Raw genomic sequence first — 18485 nt, 5'->3', positions numbered from 1 at the left:
GGTCATTGCGCCTTCTCAAGCGTGTCGATGTCGGCGCCCCGGATCGCTGCGAGATTGCGGCTGATCTTGTCGATCGGCCAGTCCCACCAAGCGATCCGCAGCAGTCGCGCGATGGTCGGGTCCGGAAACCGCGAGCGTATCAGCCTGGCCGGGTTGCCCCCGATAATGCCATAGGCCGGCACGTTTCCGGCCACAACAGACCGTGCGGCCACGATCGCACCGTCGCCGATCGTCACACCCGGCATGACCGTCGCGCCCTCCCCGATCCAGACATCGTTGCCGACGATCGTGTCGCCCTTCATGCCGGCGAGGACGGTCGCGAAATCGAACCCCTCCTCCCAGCCATGGCCGAAGATATTGAAGGGATAGGTCGAGATCCCGGTCATCGCGTGATTGGCGCCGTTCATGACGAACGAAACGCCGGCGGCGATGGCACAGAAGCGCCCGATGACGAGGCGGTCGCCCAGGAAGGGATAGAGATGGCTGACGCAGCGCTCGACGAAGTGTTCCGGTCCCGCCGGATCGTCGTAATAGGTATATGCGCCGATTTCGATCTGCGGATGGTCGACGAGCGGCCTGAGAAAGCCGACCCGTGGATGCCCGTTCACCGGGTGCGGATCGTCGGGATCGGGTCCATGCATCGTCGGCCCCTCGCCATCATCCGTCGAATTCGGCTTAACTCTCGGATGGTTTTTCCCGCCGCCGTAACATCCCCCTAAGATTGTCCCACAGCTCGATCTTGGTGCCGTTGCGCTTCATGATCACGCTCTGCTGTATGATCGACAGGAAGTTGTTCCACGTCCAGTAGATGACGAGGCCCGCCGGGAACGAGGCCAGCATGAAGGTGAAGATCACCGGCATCCAGGTGAAGATCATCTGCTGGGTGGGGTCCGGCGGCGTCGGGTTAAGCTGCATCTGGATGAACATCGTGATGCCCATCAGGATCGGCCAGACGCCGACCAGCAGAAGGCTCGGCAGGTCGAGCGGAATCAGGCCGAAGAGATTGAAGATGCTCGTCGGATCGGGCGCGGCGAGATCCTGGATCCAGCCGAAGAAGGGTGCATGCCGCATTTCGATGGTCACATAGAGGACCTTGTAGAGGGCGAAGAACACCGGAATCTGGATCAGGATCGGCCAGCAGCCGGCCGCCGGATTGATCTTCTCCTCCTTGTAGATCCGCATCATCTCCTGCTGCTGCTTCTGCTTGTCGTCCTTGAAGCGCTCGCGCAGCTCCATGATCCTGGGCTGCATGTTCTTCATGCGCGCCATGGATTTGTACGACTTGTTGGCGAGCGGGAAGAAGATCAGCTTCAGGACGACGGTGACCGCCAGGATGGCCAGACCGAAATTGCCGATGAAGCGATAGAACCAGTCCAGCGCGTGGAACATCGGACGGGTGATGAAATAGAACCAGCCCCAGTCGATCAGCTGGCCGAACTGGCGGATGTCCAGCGTTTCCTCGTAGCCGTCGATGACGTCGACGACCTTCGCTCCGGCGAAGGCGCGGTTGGTCGCGGTCGCCGTCGCGCCCGGAGCCAGCGTCATCGGATCAGCGACATATTCGGTCTGGTAGCGTGGCCGGTTGCCGGTCATGTAGAGGAAGCGCGACTGGAAGGGTTGGCCGGCCTGCGGGATCAGCGTCGTCGCCCAGTATTTGTCGGTAATGCCAAGCCAGCCGCTGGCGACCTTCGGCGGGACGTAGCGCAGATCGTCCTCGATCGCGGAATATTTGACCTCGGAGAGCCCATCCTCGCCGAACACCCCGATCAAACCCTCGAACAGGACGAAGACCGAAGCGACTTCCGGTTTCGAGTAGCGGGTGACACGCCCGTAGGACGACAGCGTGACCGGCTGCGCTCCGTCGTTGCGCACCGTGTCTTCGACGGTGAACATGAAATCGTCGTCGACGGAAATCCGCCGCGAGAAGGTCACCCCCGCGCCATTCGTCGTGGTCAGCGTCACCGGCGTTTCCGGGGTCAGGGTCTGGTTGCCCTCGGCCTGCCACTTCGTCGCGGGACCGGGCAGATCACCGGCATTCTGACCGATATAGCCAAACTCGGCGAAATATCCGGTCGGCAAATTCTCGGGAGACAGAAGCACGATGGTCGGCGAGGTATCCTTGACGGTCTCATGATAATTCTTGAGCCGCAGGTCGTCGAGGCGGGCGCCGGTCAGGTTGATCGAACCCGACAGCGCCGGCGTGTCGATCAAAATGCGCGCACCGGAGGCGACGGCTTCCTCGCGGGTTGCCGGAACCGCTGTAACGCCCCCCTCACTCGGCACGACGCTCTCGCGTCCCGCCGGCGCGGTGACAATTTCCTGGGGTGTGCCCGCCGGCGTCTGCGGGGTCTGCAACGAACCCTCGTTCTGAGCCGTCTCCGCCGCCTGCCTCTGCGCGTCCACGCGCGGGCTGACCACCAGAAACTGCCAGCCGACGAGAACGGCAATGGACAGCGCCATGGCAATCAGAAAGTTGCGGTTGTTTTCCATCAATCAGACCCCGATGGACGCCCTGGCGGACGCCGCTTCACTATGGTCGGCTCGCGATCCGGCCGCTTCGCACGCGCAAACCGTCGGGACAACTCGTCCTTCAGGGTGGCGAAGGGCATGGCCAGCACCCCGCGCCGCGCGACGATCACATAATCGATGCCGGGTGCCATGTCAGCCTCGGCATCGAGGCGGATCGCCTCGCGCAGCCGGCGGCGGATGCGATTGCGCACCACGGCGTTGCCGACCTTCTTGGTCACGGTCAGACCGACGCGGGGATCCTCGCCATCGCCCCGATCAAGGGCTTCGACAAAGAAAAACGGGCCGTTCAAACGACGGCCCTTGCGCGCGGCCAGAAACTCCGCGCGTTTCGTCATCCTGCCGACGGCCATCGGAAATCGTCCGGCGGCCGCGACGAGACTAGGCCGAGAGCCGCTTGCGACCCTTGGCGCGACGCGCCGCGATGACCTTCTGGCCACCGTTGGTCGCCATACGCGAGCGGAAGCCATGACGGCGTTTACGGACGAGCCGGGACGGCTGATAGGTACGTTTCATCGTATCAATCCCGCGCTCGGATGCGCGGACCCTTCATGTGTTCCGAAATCTGGGTACGGACGCGGGAGGAAAGCGCGCGACGGCTGGCCGCGCGGAACACTGCCCGCTCTGGTGGGCGCTTATAGGAAGGGTGGAGGGCAAAAGTCAATCGGCCGATCGTGACTGAAAGTGGGTTTGGGGTAGCACCGCCGAAGGAACGCCCACGCCCGCTCGGCCGCCGCGGCACCCACACTATTCCGTGACGAGTTTGTAGCGCTGACCGACCCGACCCTCGTCCCCGCCATCGAGGCCGTTCAGAAGGCGGAACATCTGCGCTTTGCGATCGACGCCGACCATACGGGTCGCAAGCCTCTCGGCCGTGTCGCCGGCCGCGGCCGTCACGATCCGGATTCGAAGCGGCTTGAGCGCCGCTTTTTCCGAGGCGCCGAGCAGACGGAAGGAACTGGCGACACGATCGGCGACGCCGCCTACGGACGCCGCCGAGGCGGCCTGGACCGCCGTCAGGAACCGGTAAACCTGGCCGCCCACCCTGATGATCGTCACGTCGAAGGCGTATTCGCCGCCGCGCGCCCGCGCCGAAACGGCGTCCAGATTGCCGATCCGCCGTTTGCGGATGGTTGACTGGTCAAGTCCGCCGATCCAGCCGCTGTTGACGTAATCGACGAGGCTGGTGGTTGCCGGCAGGGCTACGCCATCGAACCGGATCGCGGTATCGCCGGGACCCGTCGCCAGCACGGCCTCGGCGGTGTTGTCGATCAGGAAGCCCTCGGGCACCTCGATGGTGATGCCGAGACCCGGATGATAGAAACGCCGCTCGCGCACGTAGCCTTCGGCGGCCGAGTCCCCGAACAGCATCCCGTCGATGCCCGACAGATAACGGTCGCGGTCGGTCGCGCCCGTCCCAGACGGGCCGTATTGGCGCGCGTGACGCACGGCAAGGTCGATGCGCTGCGGCGCCGAGGGATGCGAGGCAAGAAAATCCAGATTGGGATCGTTGGCCTGAAAGGCATTGCGGATCTTGGAATAGGAATCCATCGCACTCAGGAAACGCGAGGCGGCGAACGCATCGTAGCCGGCACGAGCGACGTGGCGGATACCGAGCACGTCGGCCTGCAACTCCTGCTTTCGAGAAAACTGGGCGAGATTCAACCGATTGCGGGCGAGTGCGATCTCCCCGGCCGGTTCGCTGGCCAGAACTTCGCTCACGACACGGCTGGCGATCTCGGCGGCCTGCTCGCGCTGCTGGCGCTCGATCCCGTGATTGGCGGTGACATGGCCCATCTCGTGACCGATCACGGCGGCCACTTCGGCGGAATCGTTGGCGAGGGCAAGCAGGCCGCGTGTGACATAGACGTAGCCGCCCGGCAGCGCGAAGGCGTTGACGTTCGGAGAGTTCAGGACCGTGATCCGATAGGCGCGGTTCGGGTCCTCCGTCACCGCCTGAAGCTTGCCGACAACCGTTGCCAGGGTTCGTTCGAGTTTCGGGTCCGAATAGGCTCCGCCGTAAGCCGCCAGGATTTTCGGGTGCTGGGCGCGCGCGATCACCGACTGCGGATCGCCCTGCTGGATGTTTTCGAAGGTGATCGGCTGACGCGTCGCCGCATAGCCCGACTTGACGTCGCGGCCGACATCGCCGGCCAGACTGTCCAGGCTCGCCTCCAGTGACGTGCACGCGCCGGCCGCCATAAGCGCGGCCAACGCCGCGCCTCGAAGCGCCGCGCGTGTCACCCGTCTCGCGGACCAGACCCCGAACATGATTTCCATCGGTGCGATCACCGCCCCCGTTGATGTTCCGCAGAAATTCGGCTCTGCCCCGTTCGCACAAGACCCTTAGCCGAAAGGCGACGCTGCGCGGAAGGATGGATCCGCAACACGGCCTCGCAAATCCGCGGGCGTGCCCCCTCATTGTGGATGGCTTCCCGGCTAATGAGCAAATTCGCCGGAAATACGTCAGGGATCAGAAACTTTCGTGCCGAGGTAGCGGGCAACGCGCGGATCGGTCTGACCCGACAGGATCGCGCGCGTCGGACCGACCGCGAGCACCACGCCGTGATCGAGGAAGGCGACGCGGTCGGCGTGTTCGGCCGCGTCGTCCGGATGATGGGTCACCATCACCACGCTCATGGGACGCTGCGCGCGTTCCGCGCGAAGCGTCTTCAGCATACCCAGCATCCCCTTGCGCAATGCCGGTCCCAGCGCCGCGAAGGGCTCGTCGAGCAGGAGCAGCGGGCGATCGCGGAGGAAAGCGCGCGCGAGCGCAACACGCTGGCGCTCGCCGCCGGACATTGTGGCGGGACGACGGGTCGCGAAACCGGCGAGTCCCACGGCCTCCAGCGCTTCCATGACGCGACGCCGATCGCCCTTTGACACCCGCAGGTTGGGGGCGATGCCGAGCGCGACGTTGCGAAACACGTCGAGATGGGGAAACAGATTGTTCTCCTGGAAGACGATGCTGAGCGGCCGTTCGGCGGGGGCGACCCGGGTCATATCCCTGCCGCCGATGACGACCCGTCCCGAATCGGGTGTGGCGAAACCGGCCGCCAGATCGAGGAGCGTCGACTTGCCGGCACCGCTCGGCCCGATCACCGCCAGCCATTCGCCCTCGATCACGTCGAGATCGAATCGCATGTCGCTGCCCTCATAGGCCAGCCGAACGTCTTCGAAGGACAAGGCCGGCACCCCGCTCATCGCTTTTCTCCCGCACCTGCCAGCCCGCGCTCGGCCAGCGCCATCAGGCCGAGGCACAGGACACCGAGGATCAACGCCAGACCGGCCGCGTCGCTGGTGCGATAGCTGCCCATTCGCTGCAATAGCAGATAGGGCAACGTGACCAGGTCCTGGTTGCCGAACAGGGCGATCGCTCCGAGATCGCCGAGCGAGATCGCCAGCGCGAAGGCGAAGGCGAGGCCGAGCGCCGGGCGCATGGCCGGCCAATCGACGACGCGCAGCCGCGACAGGCCGGCGAGCCCCAGACTGTCGGCCAGTCGCCCGGTCGCCTGATTGGCGGCGGCGAGCGCCGGCCCGACGATCCGCACGATGAACGGCACGGCCATCGCCGCGTTGGTGGCGACGACGACATAGGGCGCGGCGGCGAAGACGTCGGTGACCTGGCGTAGCGCCAGGAACCAGCCGGCCCCGACGACGATCGGCGGCACCACGAGGACGAGGCTGGCGGCCGTCTCCAGCCCCTTGCGCGCTGTATCATGTCCACGACACCTCCCGGATGGCGCGCCGCGCAAAGCTTCAAGGGCGAGGATCACCAGGATCGAGACGAAAAGCGCCAGCAACGCCGCGGCAAGGGCGATCACCAGGCTGGTCAGCGCCGCGCGGCGCACCGCCGGATCGACGGCGAGCGAGACGCGGTCGGCCCGCAACCCGCGCACCAGAACCGCGACGAAAGGCGAGAGGACGAAGGCTACTCCGAGCGACAGGATCGCGGCATCCATCACCGCCCTCGTCCGGCTCGGCCGGTCGTAGCGCAGCGCCCGGCCACCAAGGCCGAAACCCGCCGCGACGTCGCCGCCGAGCCGTGTCGCGAGCCACAGGATGCCAGCGGTCAGGGCGATCTGCAGGAGCGACAGCGCAATCGCCCGGCCGGGGTCGAACTCGTAGCGCAGCGCCTGGTAGATCGCGACTTCCAGCGTCGTCGCGCCGGGTCCGCCGCCGAGAACGAGGACAAGCGTGAAACTCGTCACGCAAAGCATGAAGACGAGGCTCGCCGCCGCCGGAAGGCTGGCGCGGATCGCCGGCCATTCGAGCAGGCGGAAGGTGGCGAGCGGCGTCAGCGACAATTGCCCGCCGAGCTTCCAGCTCTCGGCCGGCACGCGGTCCAGCGCCGCCACCATCAACCGCGCGGCGAGCGGCAGATTGAAGAAGACATGGGCGATCAGGATGCCGGCAAGGCCGTAGACGTCGAGCCGCGACAGGCCGATCGCGGCGAAGCCACCCGACAGCACCCCGTTGCGGCCCCAGATGGTGATGATGGCCAGCGCCCCGACGAGAACCGGCAGCGCCTGCGGCAGGAGAAACAGCCGCAGCACCGCCCGGCGTCCCGGAAACCGCGCCCGATGAAGCGCGACGGCCAGCGGCACCGCGCCGGCAAGTGACAACAGCGTCGACAGCGCCGCCTGCTCCAGGGTGAAGAGCACCACGCCCCGGATATATCGATCGGCGAAGAGCGCCGGCAGATCGGGCGCGGCCCCCGTTGCCGCCAGCAGGAAAACGAACGCGCCGCCGAGAAAGACGATCAGGAGCGCGGCGGCGGCAAAGCCGAGACCGATGCGCAGCCCCCGATCGGTGGCGCCGGTCATGGCCGCGCCGGCAGCCGCGCCCGGCCGCGCGGTCCAACGCGAACGTTCTGGCGCATCAGCGACCGATCGCTTCGAGCCATTCCTGCGTCCAGGCCTTGCGGTTCGCGGCGACCGTCTCGGGATCGATGAACAGCGGCGTCTCCACCTTGACCAATCGGTCGAATGCCTCCGGCAGCGCGATGCCGTCGATCACCGGCAGCGTCCAGTTGGTGGTCGGGATGATCGACTGGAACTCGGGGGTCAGCATGAACGCGAGGAATTGCCGCGCCAGCTCCGGCTGATCGGCGTTCTTGAGCAGGCCCGCGACCTCGATCTGGAGATACTGGCCTTCCGAGAAGGCTGCGGCCTGATAGCGCTCGGTGCCTTCCTCGACCATGTGATAGGCCGGCGAGGTCGTGTAGCTCAGCACCAGCGGCACTTCCCCATTGGTGAACAGGCCATAGGCCTCGCTCCAGCCGGGCGTCACGGTGAGGATGCGGTCGGAGAGCTCTGCCCATTTGTCCTTCGCTTCCTCGCCATAGACCGCCTTCATCCATAAGAGCAGGCCAAGCCCCGGCGTCGAGGTGCGCGCGTCCTCGATGGCGATCTTCTGCTCGGGATCGCCGGAGACCAGTTCCTCAAGGCTTTTCGGCGGGTTTTCGACTCGCTCGGTGTCGTAGACGACGGCAAGATAGGAATAGTCGTAGGGAACGAAGACCGGATCGGAAAAGCCCGTCGGCACCGTCAGCATGGACAGATCGAGGCCGCTTTCGGCGAACAGGCCGGTGGCCTTGGCCTCCGGAATCAGATCGGAGGTCAGCCCCAGCGCGATGTCGGCGTCGCTCGTTTCGCCCTCTAGCTTCAGCCGGTTGAGGATCGCGACCCCATCCCCAAGGCCGACGAATTTCAGGTCGCAACCGCAGATAGTCTCGAACGCCGCCTCGATCTTCGGTCCCGGTCCCCATTCAGGGATGAAGCTCTCATAGGTGTAGACGGTCAGCGTCGGCTGGCCGTCCTGCGCCAGGGCGGGCGCGGCGAAGGCGGACAGCGCGGCGATGCCAACGGTGCCAGACAGAAATTGCAGACGGATGGGAGTCATGAAGGAGCCTCTCGATGCAGCGGCTTTGGAAGAGCCGCGCCGCGAGAGCCTCGCGAACGCCCGCAATCCCTCCGCCGGTACGATCCGGATCAGGTTCGACGGGTTGGCAAGACGCCTCTCAGCCCGAAGGCACCCCGTGTGAGCTGCGCAAACATCTAGCGGCAAGAGCCGCCACCGGCAAGAGCAGGCCACACTGCTCCAGTGACTTGACGAGGGATGCCCTGCGTTTTCCCTCCCCTTCGAAGCCGCGATGCGCTAGATCACGGCGCCATGCGCTTCACGATCCTTCTTGCCGGCCGCGTCGATCCGACCCGGACCCTGATCGCTGCCGTGTCTGGCACACGAGTGATCGCCGCCGACGACGGCATTCGCCATGCCACGGCGCTCGGCATAACGCCGGAACTGTGGGTCGGCGATTTCGATTCCAGCCCGGCGGTCCCAGCCGTCCAGGCATCAGGCATCCCTCGCGAAACCTTTCCAGGCGATAAGGACCAGACCGACGGGGAACTCGCCATCGAGGCCGCGATCGCCCGCGGCGCGACCCGGCTGCTCCTCGTCGGCGCGCTCGGCGGGCCGCGCAGCGACCATGCCTTCGCCCATCTCATCCTGGCGCAGCGCTTCGCCGCCCGCGGCCTCGATGTCGAGCTGTTCGACGGGCGCGAGCATGGCTGGCCGCTGTCCCCGCAGCCGCGCCGCTTCGATCTGGCGGCGGGCACGCAATTCTCGATTCTGAAGTTCTCCGACCTTTCGGGGCTGACGGTCGTGGGCGCGAAATGGCCGCTCGCCGATGTCGACGTCCCGTTCCATTCGATCCTGACCCAGTCGAACGAAGCGCTCGGCGAGGTCGTGGTCCAGCTGCGCGAAGGCGCGGCGATGCTGATGGCGCAGGCCGACCCGACGGTGCGGTGAGGCGACGCCGGGCGGTTCAATCCTCCCGGAAAGCCCTTGAGAAACTGTCGGTGATGGGTTTGGCCAGATATTCCAGGAAGGTGCGCTCGCCGGTCGCGATATAGGCCTCCACCGGCATGCCCGGATAGATCTGGTCGCGGCTGATCTCGGGTGGCAGATCGTCGATCATGCTGAGTCGGGCAGTGTAATAGGGTTGCTGGGTCGTCTGATCGATCAGCCGGTCAGCGGAAAGATAGGTGACCTTCGCCTCGACGGTGGGGGTGGTGCGGGTATTGAGCGCGCTGAACCGCAGCCGGGCCTTTTGTCCGATGGAGACGACGTCGACATCCTGCGGCGAGACGCGGGCCTCGATCAGCAGGTCTTCGCCGGTCGGCAGGAGTTCGAGGAGCTGGTCGCCGGGCCGCACCACGCTGCCGGAGGCATTCACGCTCATCTTGATGATGATTCCGTCGCTCGGCGAACGGACGACGATGCGATCGAGCACATCCTCGGCCGCGCGCAGCTGCTCTTCGGTATCGGAGATCTGCGCCCGGATTTCGTTGAGCTGCGTCACCGCGGTCTCGACGCGCTGGGTATCCAGACGCGCCAGTTGCGCCTGCGCTTCGGCGATCTGGGTCTTCGCCGCGAGTATGCTGGAAACGCTCTGCCCGACCTGACCGACCAGACCCGCCTCGCTGCGAAGCAGCGCGGTGTATTCCGAGCGATTGGTCAGGCCCTTGTCCAGGAGCTTGCGCTTTCGCGTCACCTCCTCCCGGACGACTTCGAGCTGGCGCTCGAGCGCCGTCTGCTGCGCGGTCATCCCCTCGATCTGCTCGCGGAGGGCCTGAACTCGCTGGCCCATGATCACCTGCTCCTGGCGGTGCCGGTCCAGTCGGGCGGTGAACTCGCGTTCCTGCTCGTCGAGAAGATTGCCGATACCTTCCGCGGCGGCCAAGTCGCGCAAGGCCGGGGAAAACGACACCACATCCAGGCCATCGCGCTCGGAGGTCAGCCGCTCGCCCCGCGCCGCCAGGCCAACCATCTGTTTCTGCAGTCGATTGCGCTGCGCTTCGGGAGCCGTCGGGTCGAGGGCGAACAACGCCTGGCCCGCCTTGATGCGCTCGCCCTCGCGCACGAGGATGGTTCGAACGATCCCGCCTTCCAGATGCTGAACCCGCTGGTTCTTGCCGGCCGCCGCGACGACACCCGGCGCGACCGCGGCGCTCGCCAACGGTGCCAGGGCGGCCCAGGCGCCGAAGCCCAAAAGAAAGATCATCGAGAGAGCGGCACCGGTCACGGTGATCAGCCATATGCCGGTCTTGACGTCGCGAGCCCAGCTGTCGTCGTTTTTCGTCATGGATGTCCGCTCCCTTGTCGGCAACCGGGCCATCGAGCCGCCGTTCAGCTGTCAGCCGTATCGAGATTCCGCCCGCCGGTGACGACAGCCGGAAACCGCCCGGTGACGATGGGGAATGATGCAGGCGCTGATTCCGCCCGATTGCCGGAAGCCGCGCGTGCGCCCTCCTGGGCCGCCTTGGCCTTCTGGACCTGGCGCGCGAACACCTCCTGCCGCGGCCCGAAATCCTGGACCGCACCCTCGCGCAAAATCATGATCTTGTCGGCCCGTTCGGCAATCGGCCGGCGCTGCGTCACGAGAAGTACCGTCACCTTCGCCTCGCGGGCCGATGCCAGCGCCCTGTCCAGCGCCATCTCGCCTTCGGTATCGAGATTGGCGTTCGGCTCGTCGAGAACAAGCAGCTTCGGCGATCCATAAAAGGCCCGGGCCAGACCGACGCGCTGGCGCTGTCCGCCGGACAATTGCAGGCCGGCTGGACCGATGATCGTATCATAGCCCTTCGGCAATCGCTGGATGAGGTCGTGCACCTCGGCTTTCCGTGCCGCGTCGATGATCGCCGCGTCCCGCGCGTCGGGGTCGAACCGGGCGATATTCTGCGCGATCGTCCCGGGCAGGAGTTCGACGTCCTGGGCCAGGTAGCCGACATGGCGACCCAGACTCTCCCGGTCCCAGTTGCGGATATCGGCTCCATCGACACGAATGGCGCCCGAACGGATGGTCAAGCCGCCGACGATGGCCCGCATGAGCGTCGATTTGCCGGCCCCGGAAGGACCGACCACCACGACGCAGTCACCGGCCGGGATCTCGGCCGAGATCCGTTTGAGCAACGGGTCGGCGTTCGCCGCATTGGGCGGGAACACGACGACGTTCTCGAGCGACAGGCGCCCGACAGGATCGGGCAGGTCGGTCGCGCCCGGCTCGGTACCGAGCGAGGCGAGCAGCGCGCTCAGCCGTCCCCAGGCCTTGCGGGCATCGACGGCGGGCTTCCACCCCGCGATGACCTGATCGATCGGCTGGAGCCCGCGACCGGAAATGAGCGCGGAGGCGAAGATCATCCCGGCGGTCATCTCTCCGGCCAGCACCAGATAGCCGCCATAGCCGAGAATCGCGATCTGCAACCCGATTCGAAGCGTGCGAGAGACGCCGGCATAGATCGCATTGATGCGGTTCAGGCGATCCTGCGCCTCCAGCGAGCGCGCTTCCTGGCTGCCCCATGCAGCCACGACATTGCCAACCATGCCCATCGCAGCGATGCTTTCGGCGCTCCGGGCGAAGGACTGCGCCGCGAGCATCGCGCCCATCGCCCGCTCGCCGGCTTCGCCGACCGGGCGCTGCATCGCCTGCTGATTGGCAAAGGCGAGCAGCGCCAGCGCCGTCGCGCCAGCCAGCGTCAGCCAGAAAAGATGCGGGTGGATGAAATAGAGAATGCCGATGAAGAACGGGACGAAGGGCAGGTCGAAATAGGCCAGCAGGGCGCGGCCGGATATGAATGCGCGCACCGTGGCGAGATCGCGCAGCGGCTGGACGTCGCCCAGCGAGGCCCGCGGCCCGCGCATCGCGCCGACGAGCGCCCGGGCGCCCGTTCCGGCCTCCAGCCGCGCGGCGATCCGGCCGCAGATCATCGACCGAATCGCGTCGACCGCGCCGAGCAGGACCAGCGCCGCCACCGCGACGACGGAAATGAATGCCAGCGTCTCGACGGAGGCCGAGGACAGCACGCGGTCATAGATCTGCAGCAGATAGATCGGCTGAATCAGGAGCAGAATGTTGATGAAGAAACTGAAGACCATCAACGCGACGAAGCCGCCGGTCAGGTCCACGCCGAAATGTCGGTCATTTCCGGTCAATGCGATCCCGCCCCCTCCGGTTTTACTCAAAGATGTCGCTCGCGATAGCACGCGGCCTCAAAATTCCGACTCTCAATCGACAGCTACAAGAAGCCGACCCTAGGGAACTTTCCTTAGGTCATTCAAGCGCATTCATCAGGCAACGACAAGATGATCTTCGGCGGGCGCATCGGGCAGCTTGCGGGACCCTGATCATCGATGAAGGCTTGGCGGCGGCAACAGGATTCGCTTATGGTGCGCCCGCGTGGTCCCGTAGCTCAGCAGGATAGAGCATCAGATTCCTAATCTGAGGGTCACTGGTTCGAATCCAGTCGGGATCACCACATTGATTTCAGTGAAGAAATCGCCCCCGTCCAGCACCCGTGTCCCGCAAGCCCATCGCCCGGCCGATGATGTCGGATTTCGCTGCGGCCGGGAAGCGCGGCAGCGCTCAGTCGAGCCAGGTCGCGGGAAACAGGAGAACGAGCACCGTCACGATCTCGAGCCGCCCGAGCAGCATGATCGCGGAGAGGGCCCAGAGCGTCGGATCGGAGAATTTGCCGAAATTGCCGGCGGGGCCAATGATCTGGCCAAATCCCGGACCGACATTGGCGAGCGCGGTGAGCGATCCGGAAAAGGCCGTCATGAAATCAAGCCCGAGCAAGGTCAGGACGACCGTGCCGATAAGGAGGACACCGAAGAACAACAGGACGAACAGCGTCACGGTCTGCAGCAATTCCGGGGTCACCTCCTGATAGCCGTAGCGCAGGCGCCGTATCGCGTGCGGGCGAAACAGCCCCCGGGCGCTGGCCTTCACGAGGAGGAAGAGGATGACCAGCCGGTTGGCCTTGATCCCGCCGGCGGTAGACCCGGCGCAGCCGCCCAGGAACATGGCGAGGAAGAAGATGCCCGTCGCGGCGTTGGACCAGAGCGTATAGTCCTCCGAGGCATAGCCCGTCGTCGTGATCACCGAGATGAGGTTGAAGGCCGAGCTGGCGAACGCCTCGTCGAAGGGCGTGGCGTTGAGCGCGTGGCGGGTAGCGGCCAGAGCGACGCTGAGCACGGCGCAGGTCGCCAGGAAGACCGGAATCTGCGGATCGTTCCAACGCTGGAACCGAAGCGGCAGCAGCGCCCGGATGTAGACCACGAAGGGAAGCGAGGCGAGCACCATGAACAGGCTCGAAACGACAAGCAGGCGGTTGTCGTCGAAATAGCCCATCGACGAATCGTGGGTCGAGAACCCCCCGGTCGCCAGTGTCGTCATGGCATGGTTCACGGCATCGAAGACGCTCATGCCGAGGGCCGAATAGGCCATCACGCAGAGCACCGTCAGCGCGGCATAGGCCGCCATCAGCCCGGCCGCCAACTGGTTGACGCGGGGCAGGATCTTCTCGGATTTGTCCGAACTCTCCATGTGGAAAAGGGAGAGACCGCCGCCGCGGATCGACGGCAGGATCAGGATCGCCATGCCGATAATGCCGATGCCGCCGAGCCATTGCAGCAGCGAGCGCCACAGCAAGAGCCCCGGCGGGAGCGCGTCGAGACCTGAAATCACCGTCGAACCGGTCGTCGTCAAACCGGACATCGATTCGAAGTAGGCGCCGGCGAAGCTGAGATGGACGGAGCCGAAATACAGCGGCAGGGCGCCGATGCCAGCGGAGACCAGCCAAACCGACGTGACCAGCAGGAAGCCGAGGCGGGGCGTGAACGGCACGCGTTCGCCGCGAGTGGCCGCCGCGACAAGGCTGCAGAGAATCGCGACGTCGACGGCGGAAAACACGAAGACCCGCCAGTCGTCATTGGCGCTGGCGAAATCCGCCAGGGCGGGAATCAGCATGGCTCCGGCCAGGGCCAGTCCGAAGAGCGAAGCCGTATGGAAGGTTGTCCGGAGAATGGGAAGCTCCCGCAAGGGCCACGACGATCCGGCCAGCCGGACGGCGTGAACGCGCTTTTATACCTCCGCCGCGGCGTCGACAACGGGGCGTGGCCGCGAAGCGGGCACCGTCGCGCTCGACCAGGTCCGGCCCCGCTACAGAGCCCGCGCCGCGATCGTGCCGGCGGGCGCTTTCTCCTGGCGTAGAAATCCATTCCGCTGCGGCGCCGATGCCGCGACATGCTTTGCCCTTGTCAGCCTTCGAGCGAGCGGCTACGTCCGGGCGAAACGAGGAGGCGCCGGAAATCGAGCCGGCGCGCTCGCTCGCGCATGGACCGGCCCCGTTTGACGGGGGTCGACAAGACCGAGGTTCCGTCATGACCTATCTGGTGACCGACAACTGCATCAAGTGCAAATACATGGACTGTGTGGAGGTCTGTCCGGTCGACTGTTTCTACGAGGGCGACAACATGCTCGTCATCCATCCCGACGAGTGCATCGACTGCGGCGTGTGCGAGCCGGAATGCCCGGCCGAGGCAATCAAGCCGGACACCGAGCCGGGCCTCGACAAATGGCTGACGGTCAACACCGAATACGCCGAGAAATGGCCGAACATCACGATCAAGCGCGAGCCGCCGGCCGACGCCGAGAAATTCGACGGCGAGGAAGGCAAGTTCGAGAAGTACTTCTCGCCCGAACCCGGCCAAGGCGACTGAGCCGTCGGTTCTCGCGGCAAAGTTTCAAAGGCTGTTCGCACTCACCCCCAGCGCAGGCGCTCATGGGCGCGGCGCTCCTTCTTGTTCGGTGGCCGTTTCGGCGGCGTGTAGCCGCCCTTGGACGGCTCGGCATCCTTGCCCCTGGCTTTGTTGTCGGGCGGCGGCGACAGATCCTCGTACAACTCCGCCGCTTCGCTCGCCGGCCCACGGCGGGTACCGCAGTCGCGAATCTTCAAAATACGAACCGTATCGTGGATCGACACGGTCAGCGTGTCGTCCGCGCGCACCAGACGCGCGGCATTGGTGGTCTTGTCGCGGTTGATCCGCACGGCACCCGATTGGACGAGCTTCTGGGCAAGGCTGCGCGACTTAACGACCCTCGCGAAGAAGAGCCATTTGTCGATGCGCTGACCCGTTCCGTCAGCCATCGGAACCGTTTTCGGGCTTATTTGCCAAGCTTGTCCTTGAGGGCCGCGAGCTTGGCGAAGGGCGAATCGGGGTCGACGCGCTGCGGCCTTGCCTGCACCGGCGTGTTGTAAGAGGTGTGCGGCTTGTCTGAGCGGCGTCCGCCGCCGCCCTCCTTGCGTTCGCCGCGCTCCTTCCAGTCACGATTGGATCGGCCCTTGGCCTGGCGCTCGTTCTCGGTGCGGCCGTCGCTCTTCTGGCCGCCCTTGCCGAAGCGCTGGCCGCGCTCCGGCGCGGCCGCTCCGCCGCCGGTCTCGCGGGCCTTGCCACGCTGACCTTGACGATGGCCCGTCCGCCCGCCGGCGCGCTGAGGCCGCCAGACCTGCACGAGCTTCGGCGCTGCCGTCTCGCCGTCGGGCTCGGAGGCAGCCGCCTGTTCGCCTTTCCCTTCTTCCGGCGCCGGTCCGCTTACCGCTGGCTCCGGCGTCGTCTCCGCCCCGGACACGGCCGCGTCGCCAACAGGTGCGGCCGCCTCGGTCGTGCTGGCGGCGGGCTCACCATCCGTTGCATTCCCGGCGCCGTCCGGTGCGGCCTCGCCGGTGCCGCCGTCCGATGCGGCTGCCCGCGCGGCCGCCGCATCGTGCGCTTTCGCGGACATGTCCGCCGGCGCGACCATATCCGCGGCGGCGATCCCTGCTTTCGTCGCGACAGCCGCGTCCGGCGTATCGCCCGTCTCCGGCTGGGGTTGCGGCGCTTCGAGCGTGGCGACGGCCTCCGCCGCCTTGCGCTCGGCTTCCGCCCGGCTTGCCGCTTCGGCGGCCCTGGTCTCGGCGTCGAGACGCTGGATCTCGGCTTCGACCGTGCCCGCCTCGATGCCATCGGGCCGGTATCCGAGGCCCTTGAGCACTTCTTCCATGTCCTCGGCGGTGGCGCCGAGAATCGACATCATCGCCGGAGTCACCAGGAATTGCGCGCCGTTGTAAGCGCCCTCCGGGCGTTTTCCCGTTCCCGGCTTCCAGGCCAGCGCCGGCCGGATCAGATCGGCGAGACGTTCCAGAATGTCGACCCGCACCGCCCGGCGGCCGAGCAGCCGATAGCCGGCAAGGCCGAAGAACACCGGATCGATGGTCGGATCGGCGACCGCCGACGTGCGGCCGGTCGCCAGAAGATGGGTGACCTCGCCATAGCCGGGTCGCTCGCGGCCGTCCTTGTTCACCGCCCAAAGCAGCGTCAAAAGGGCCGCGGGCGCCGGCTTGATCAGCGCCGGAATGAAGATGTGATAGGCGCCGAAGCGCACGCCGCAGCGCCTGAGCGCCGCCCGCGCGTCCTGATCGAGCGAGCGGACTTCCTCGGCCACGTCGCGGCGTTGCACCATGCCGAGATTCTCGGACAGGCGATAGGCGAGCCCCTTGGCGGTCCCCTCCAGACCCTCGGCCGTTTTCAGGTCGACCAGCGGCTTCAGCACCGTCGAGACCTGATAGGTGACGGATCGCTCGGCGCGCGCGACAACCTTGTCGCGCTCGGGCCCCGTCAGCTGTTCGTCGGCGAGGAGGACGATCTTCGGCTTCAGCGTGTCGTCGCTCGCGGCAAGGCTGGCCACCGGCGCGCCGAGCCAGCGGATCAATCCGTCGGAGCCAAGGGCGATGTCGCCGTTCGGCGCGTTGGCGAAGCGCTCTGCCCGCTTTTCGAACTCGCCGGCCAAGGCTTTTTGCGAGGCGGCGCGCAACGCCTTGCCGTCCTGGCCCTCGGCCTTGCCGTCAAGCGTGAACCTGAACCCCTGCAGCTCCCCGACAGTGTGGCCCTCGACCACGACAGTGCCGTCGCCGCTGATCTCAGCTTCCATGAACGCGTTCTCTCTCAGCCGCTTCATCAAGACGCTTGTCCTGCGGTCTACGAAGCGTTTCGTCAACCTGTCGTGCAGCGCGTCGGAAAGCCGGTCCTCGATGGCGCGTGTCTTTTCCTGCCAGTGTGTCGGATCGGCCAACCATTCCGGACGGTGCGAAATATAAGTCCAGGTCCGGATCTCCGCGATGCGCTGGGACAGGGTGTCGATGTCGCCATCGGTGCGATCGGCCCGGTTGACCTGGCTTGCCATATAGTCTTCGGCGACGTGTCCCCGGGCGGCGAGGTCGACATAGATCGCGGCGATGATCTCGGCGTGCTGGGCCGGGGCGATGCGCCGATAATCGGGCAGCTTGCACGCCTCCCAGAGAAGTTGCACCCGCTCCCGGCCCCGCGCCAGATTGGTGACATCGGCGTCTCGCGACAAGTACTCCAGCGCCCGCTGATCGACCGAGGGCAGGGATTTCGTCAGTTCCGGGCAGGGCGGCGGCCGGTCGAGACTGTTCTTCAACGCCGCGATCGACGCGAAGTCGAAGTCCCGGCTGCGCCATTGCAGCACCCGCACCGGCTGAAACGCGTGAGCTTCGAACGCTTCGACCAGTTCGCCCGGCAGCGGATCGACCCGGCCAGTGACACCGAAGGTTCCGTCGCGCAGATGCCGGCCGGCGCGGCCGGCGATCTGGCCGAATTCGGCGGCGGTCAGTTGGCGGTACTGGAAGCCGTCGAACTTCCAGTCCTGGGCGAAGGCGACGTGATCGACGTCGAGGTTCAACCCCATGCCGATCGCGTCGGTCGCGACCAGAAAATCGACGTCGCCCGATTGATAGAGCGCGACCTGCGCGTTGCGGGTGCGTGGGCTGAGCGCGCCGAGGACCACCGCCGCGCCGCCACGCTGGCGGCGGATCAACTCGGCAATGGCGTAGACCACGTCGGCGGAAAAGGCGACGATGGCGGTGCGGCGCGGCAGCCGGGTGATCTTCTTGGAACCGGCATAGGCGAGATTCGACAGGCGCGGCCGCGTCACCGTCTGGACGCCCTTCAACAGCCGCTGCAAGACGCCCTGCATCGTCGACGCACCGAGCAGCAGGGTTTCCTCTCGCCCGCGCGCGTGCAGGATGCGGTCGGTGAAGACGTGGCCGCGCTCGAGG

15 protein-coding genes, 1 tRNA gene and 1 riboswitch are annotated in these 18485 nt (G+C 66.2%); of the genes, 3 read left to right on the top strand and 13 right to left on the bottom strand.

Annotated elements, in window-relative coordinates; all coding sequences use genetic code 11:
• Nucleotides 1–2: 2 nt before the first annotated feature.
• From MJ956_RS00905 to thiB, 8 genes are all read right to left on the bottom strand, one after another.
• The gene (locus MJ956_RS00905) at nucleotides 3–641 is read right to left on the bottom strand and encodes a CatB-related O-acetyltransferase (RefSeq protein WP_253962600.1); all 639 of its coding nucleotides are present in this window, start codon (nucleotides 639–641) and stop codon (nucleotides 3–5) included.
• Between the two features lie 34 nt (nucleotides 642–675).
• Nucleotides 676–2490: a membrane protein insertase YidC gene (gene yidC, locus MJ956_RS00900; RefSeq protein WP_253962599.1), complete on the bottom strand. Its 1815-nt coding sequence runs from the start codon at nucleotides 2488–2490 to the stop codon at nucleotides 676–678.
• Nucleotides 2490–2879: a ribonuclease P protein component gene (rnpA, locus tag MJ956_RS00895; RefSeq protein ID WP_341482681.1), complete on the bottom strand. Its 390-nt coding sequence runs from the start codon at nucleotides 2877–2879 to the stop codon at nucleotides 2490–2492. The genes yidC and rnpA overlap by 1 nt, the downstream gene beginning before the upstream one ends.
• A 28-nt stretch (nucleotides 2880–2907) precedes the next feature.
• Nucleotides 2908–3042, bottom strand: coding sequence for a 50S ribosomal protein L34 (gene rpmH / locus MJ956_RS00890; protein WP_206453065.1), 135 nt, complete (start codon nucleotides 3040–3042; stop codon nucleotides 2908–2910).
• Between the two features lie 231 nt (nucleotides 3043–3273).
• The gene (locus tag MJ956_RS00885) at nucleotides 3274–4806 is read right to left on the bottom strand and encodes a M48 family metalloprotease (protein WP_253962597.1); all 1533 of its coding nucleotides are present in this window, start codon (nucleotides 4804–4806) and stop codon (nucleotides 3274–3276) included.
• A gap of 186 nt (nucleotides 4807–4992) precedes the next feature.
• The gene (locus tag MJ956_RS00880; RefSeq protein WP_253962596.1) at nucleotides 4993–5730 is read right to left on the bottom strand and encodes a thiamine ABC transporter ATP-binding protein; all 738 of its coding nucleotides are present in this window, start codon (nucleotides 5728–5730) and stop codon (nucleotides 4993–4995) included.
• Complete coding sequence (thiP, locus tag MJ956_RS00875; RefSeq protein ID WP_253962595.1) at nucleotides 5727–7352, bottom strand: thiamine/thiamine pyrophosphate ABC transporter permease; 1626 nt, start codon at nucleotides 7350–7352, stop codon at nucleotides 5727–5729. The genes MJ956_RS00880 and thiP overlap by 4 nt, the downstream gene beginning before the upstream one ends.
• A gap of 55 nt (nucleotides 7353–7407) precedes the next feature.
• Nucleotides 7408–8430 (bottom strand): thiamine ABC transporter substrate binding subunit, encoded by a 1023-nt coding sequence (thiB, locus tag MJ956_RS00870; protein ID WP_253962594.1) that lies wholly within the window; start codon nucleotides 8428–8430, stop codon nucleotides 7408–7410.
• Between the two features lie 48 nt (nucleotides 8431–8478).
• Nucleotides 8479–8577: riboswitch (TPP riboswitch) on the bottom strand.
• 123 nt (nucleotides 8578–8700) lie between these two features.
• Here thiB and MJ956_RS00865 point away from each other — a divergent pair.
• A complete protein-coding gene (locus MJ956_RS00865; RefSeq protein ID WP_253962593.1) occupies nucleotides 8701–9339 on the top strand; it encodes a thiamine diphosphokinase in 639 nt (212 codons plus the stop codon).
• 16 nt (nucleotides 9340–9355) lie between these two features.
• Here MJ956_RS00865 and MJ956_RS00860 read toward each other — a convergent pair whose 3' ends face one another.
• Both MJ956_RS00860 and MJ956_RS00855 read right to left on the bottom strand, forming a co-directional pair.
• Nucleotides 9356–10675, bottom strand: coding sequence for an HlyD family type I secretion periplasmic adaptor subunit (locus MJ956_RS00860; RefSeq protein ID WP_253962592.1), 1320 nt, complete (start codon nucleotides 10673–10675; stop codon nucleotides 9356–9358).
• A 44-nt stretch (nucleotides 10676–10719) separates the two neighbouring features.
• Nucleotides 10720–12522: a type I secretion system permease/ATPase gene (locus MJ956_RS00855; RefSeq protein WP_253962591.1), complete on the bottom strand. Its 1803-nt coding sequence runs from the start codon at nucleotides 12520–12522 to the stop codon at nucleotides 10720–10722.
• 246 nt (nucleotides 12523–12768) lie between these two features.
• Here MJ956_RS00855 and MJ956_RS00850 point away from each other — a divergent pair.
• Nucleotides 12769–12845, top strand: a tRNA-Arg gene (locus MJ956_RS00850).
• Nucleotides 12846–12952: 107 nt separating this feature from the next.
• Here MJ956_RS00850 and MJ956_RS00845 read toward each other — a convergent pair.
• Nucleotides 12953–14350, bottom strand: coding sequence for a TrkH family potassium uptake protein (locus tag MJ956_RS00845; protein ID WP_253962701.1), 1398 nt, complete (start codon nucleotides 14348–14350; stop codon nucleotides 12953–12955).
• Nucleotides 14351–14751: 401 nt separating this feature from the next.
• On the opposite strand from MJ956_RS00845, the gene fdxA reads away from it, so the two are divergent.
• Nucleotides 14752–15090, top strand: a complete 339-nt coding sequence (gene fdxA, locus MJ956_RS00840) for a ferredoxin FdxA (RefSeq protein WP_253962590.1) — start codon at nucleotides 14752–14754, stop codon at nucleotides 15088–15090.
• A 41-nt stretch (nucleotides 15091–15131) separates the two neighbouring features.
• On the opposite strand, the gene MJ956_RS00835 is transcribed toward fdxA, so the two are convergent.
• Together MJ956_RS00835 and MJ956_RS00830 are read right to left on the bottom strand one after the other, a co-directional pair.
• Entirely contained in the window at nucleotides 15132–15518 is a 387-nt protein-coding gene (locus MJ956_RS00835) for an RNA-binding S4 domain-containing protein (RefSeq protein ID WP_253962589.1), read from the bottom strand.
• A 17-nt stretch (nucleotides 15519–15535) separates the two neighbouring features.
• Nucleotides 15536–18485 (bottom strand): helicase-related protein (locus tag MJ956_RS00830; protein WP_253962588.1); only part of this gene is annotated, 2950 nt, incomplete at its 5' end.

It is taken from the genome of Aurantimonas marianensis (assembly GCF_024195285.1).
GTDB classification, from domain to species: domain Bacteria; phylum Pseudomonadota; class Alphaproteobacteria; order Rhizobiales; family Rhizobiaceae; genus Aurantimonas; species Aurantimonas marianensis.
This window is presented reverse-complemented; position numbering and strand designations above follow the sequence as displayed.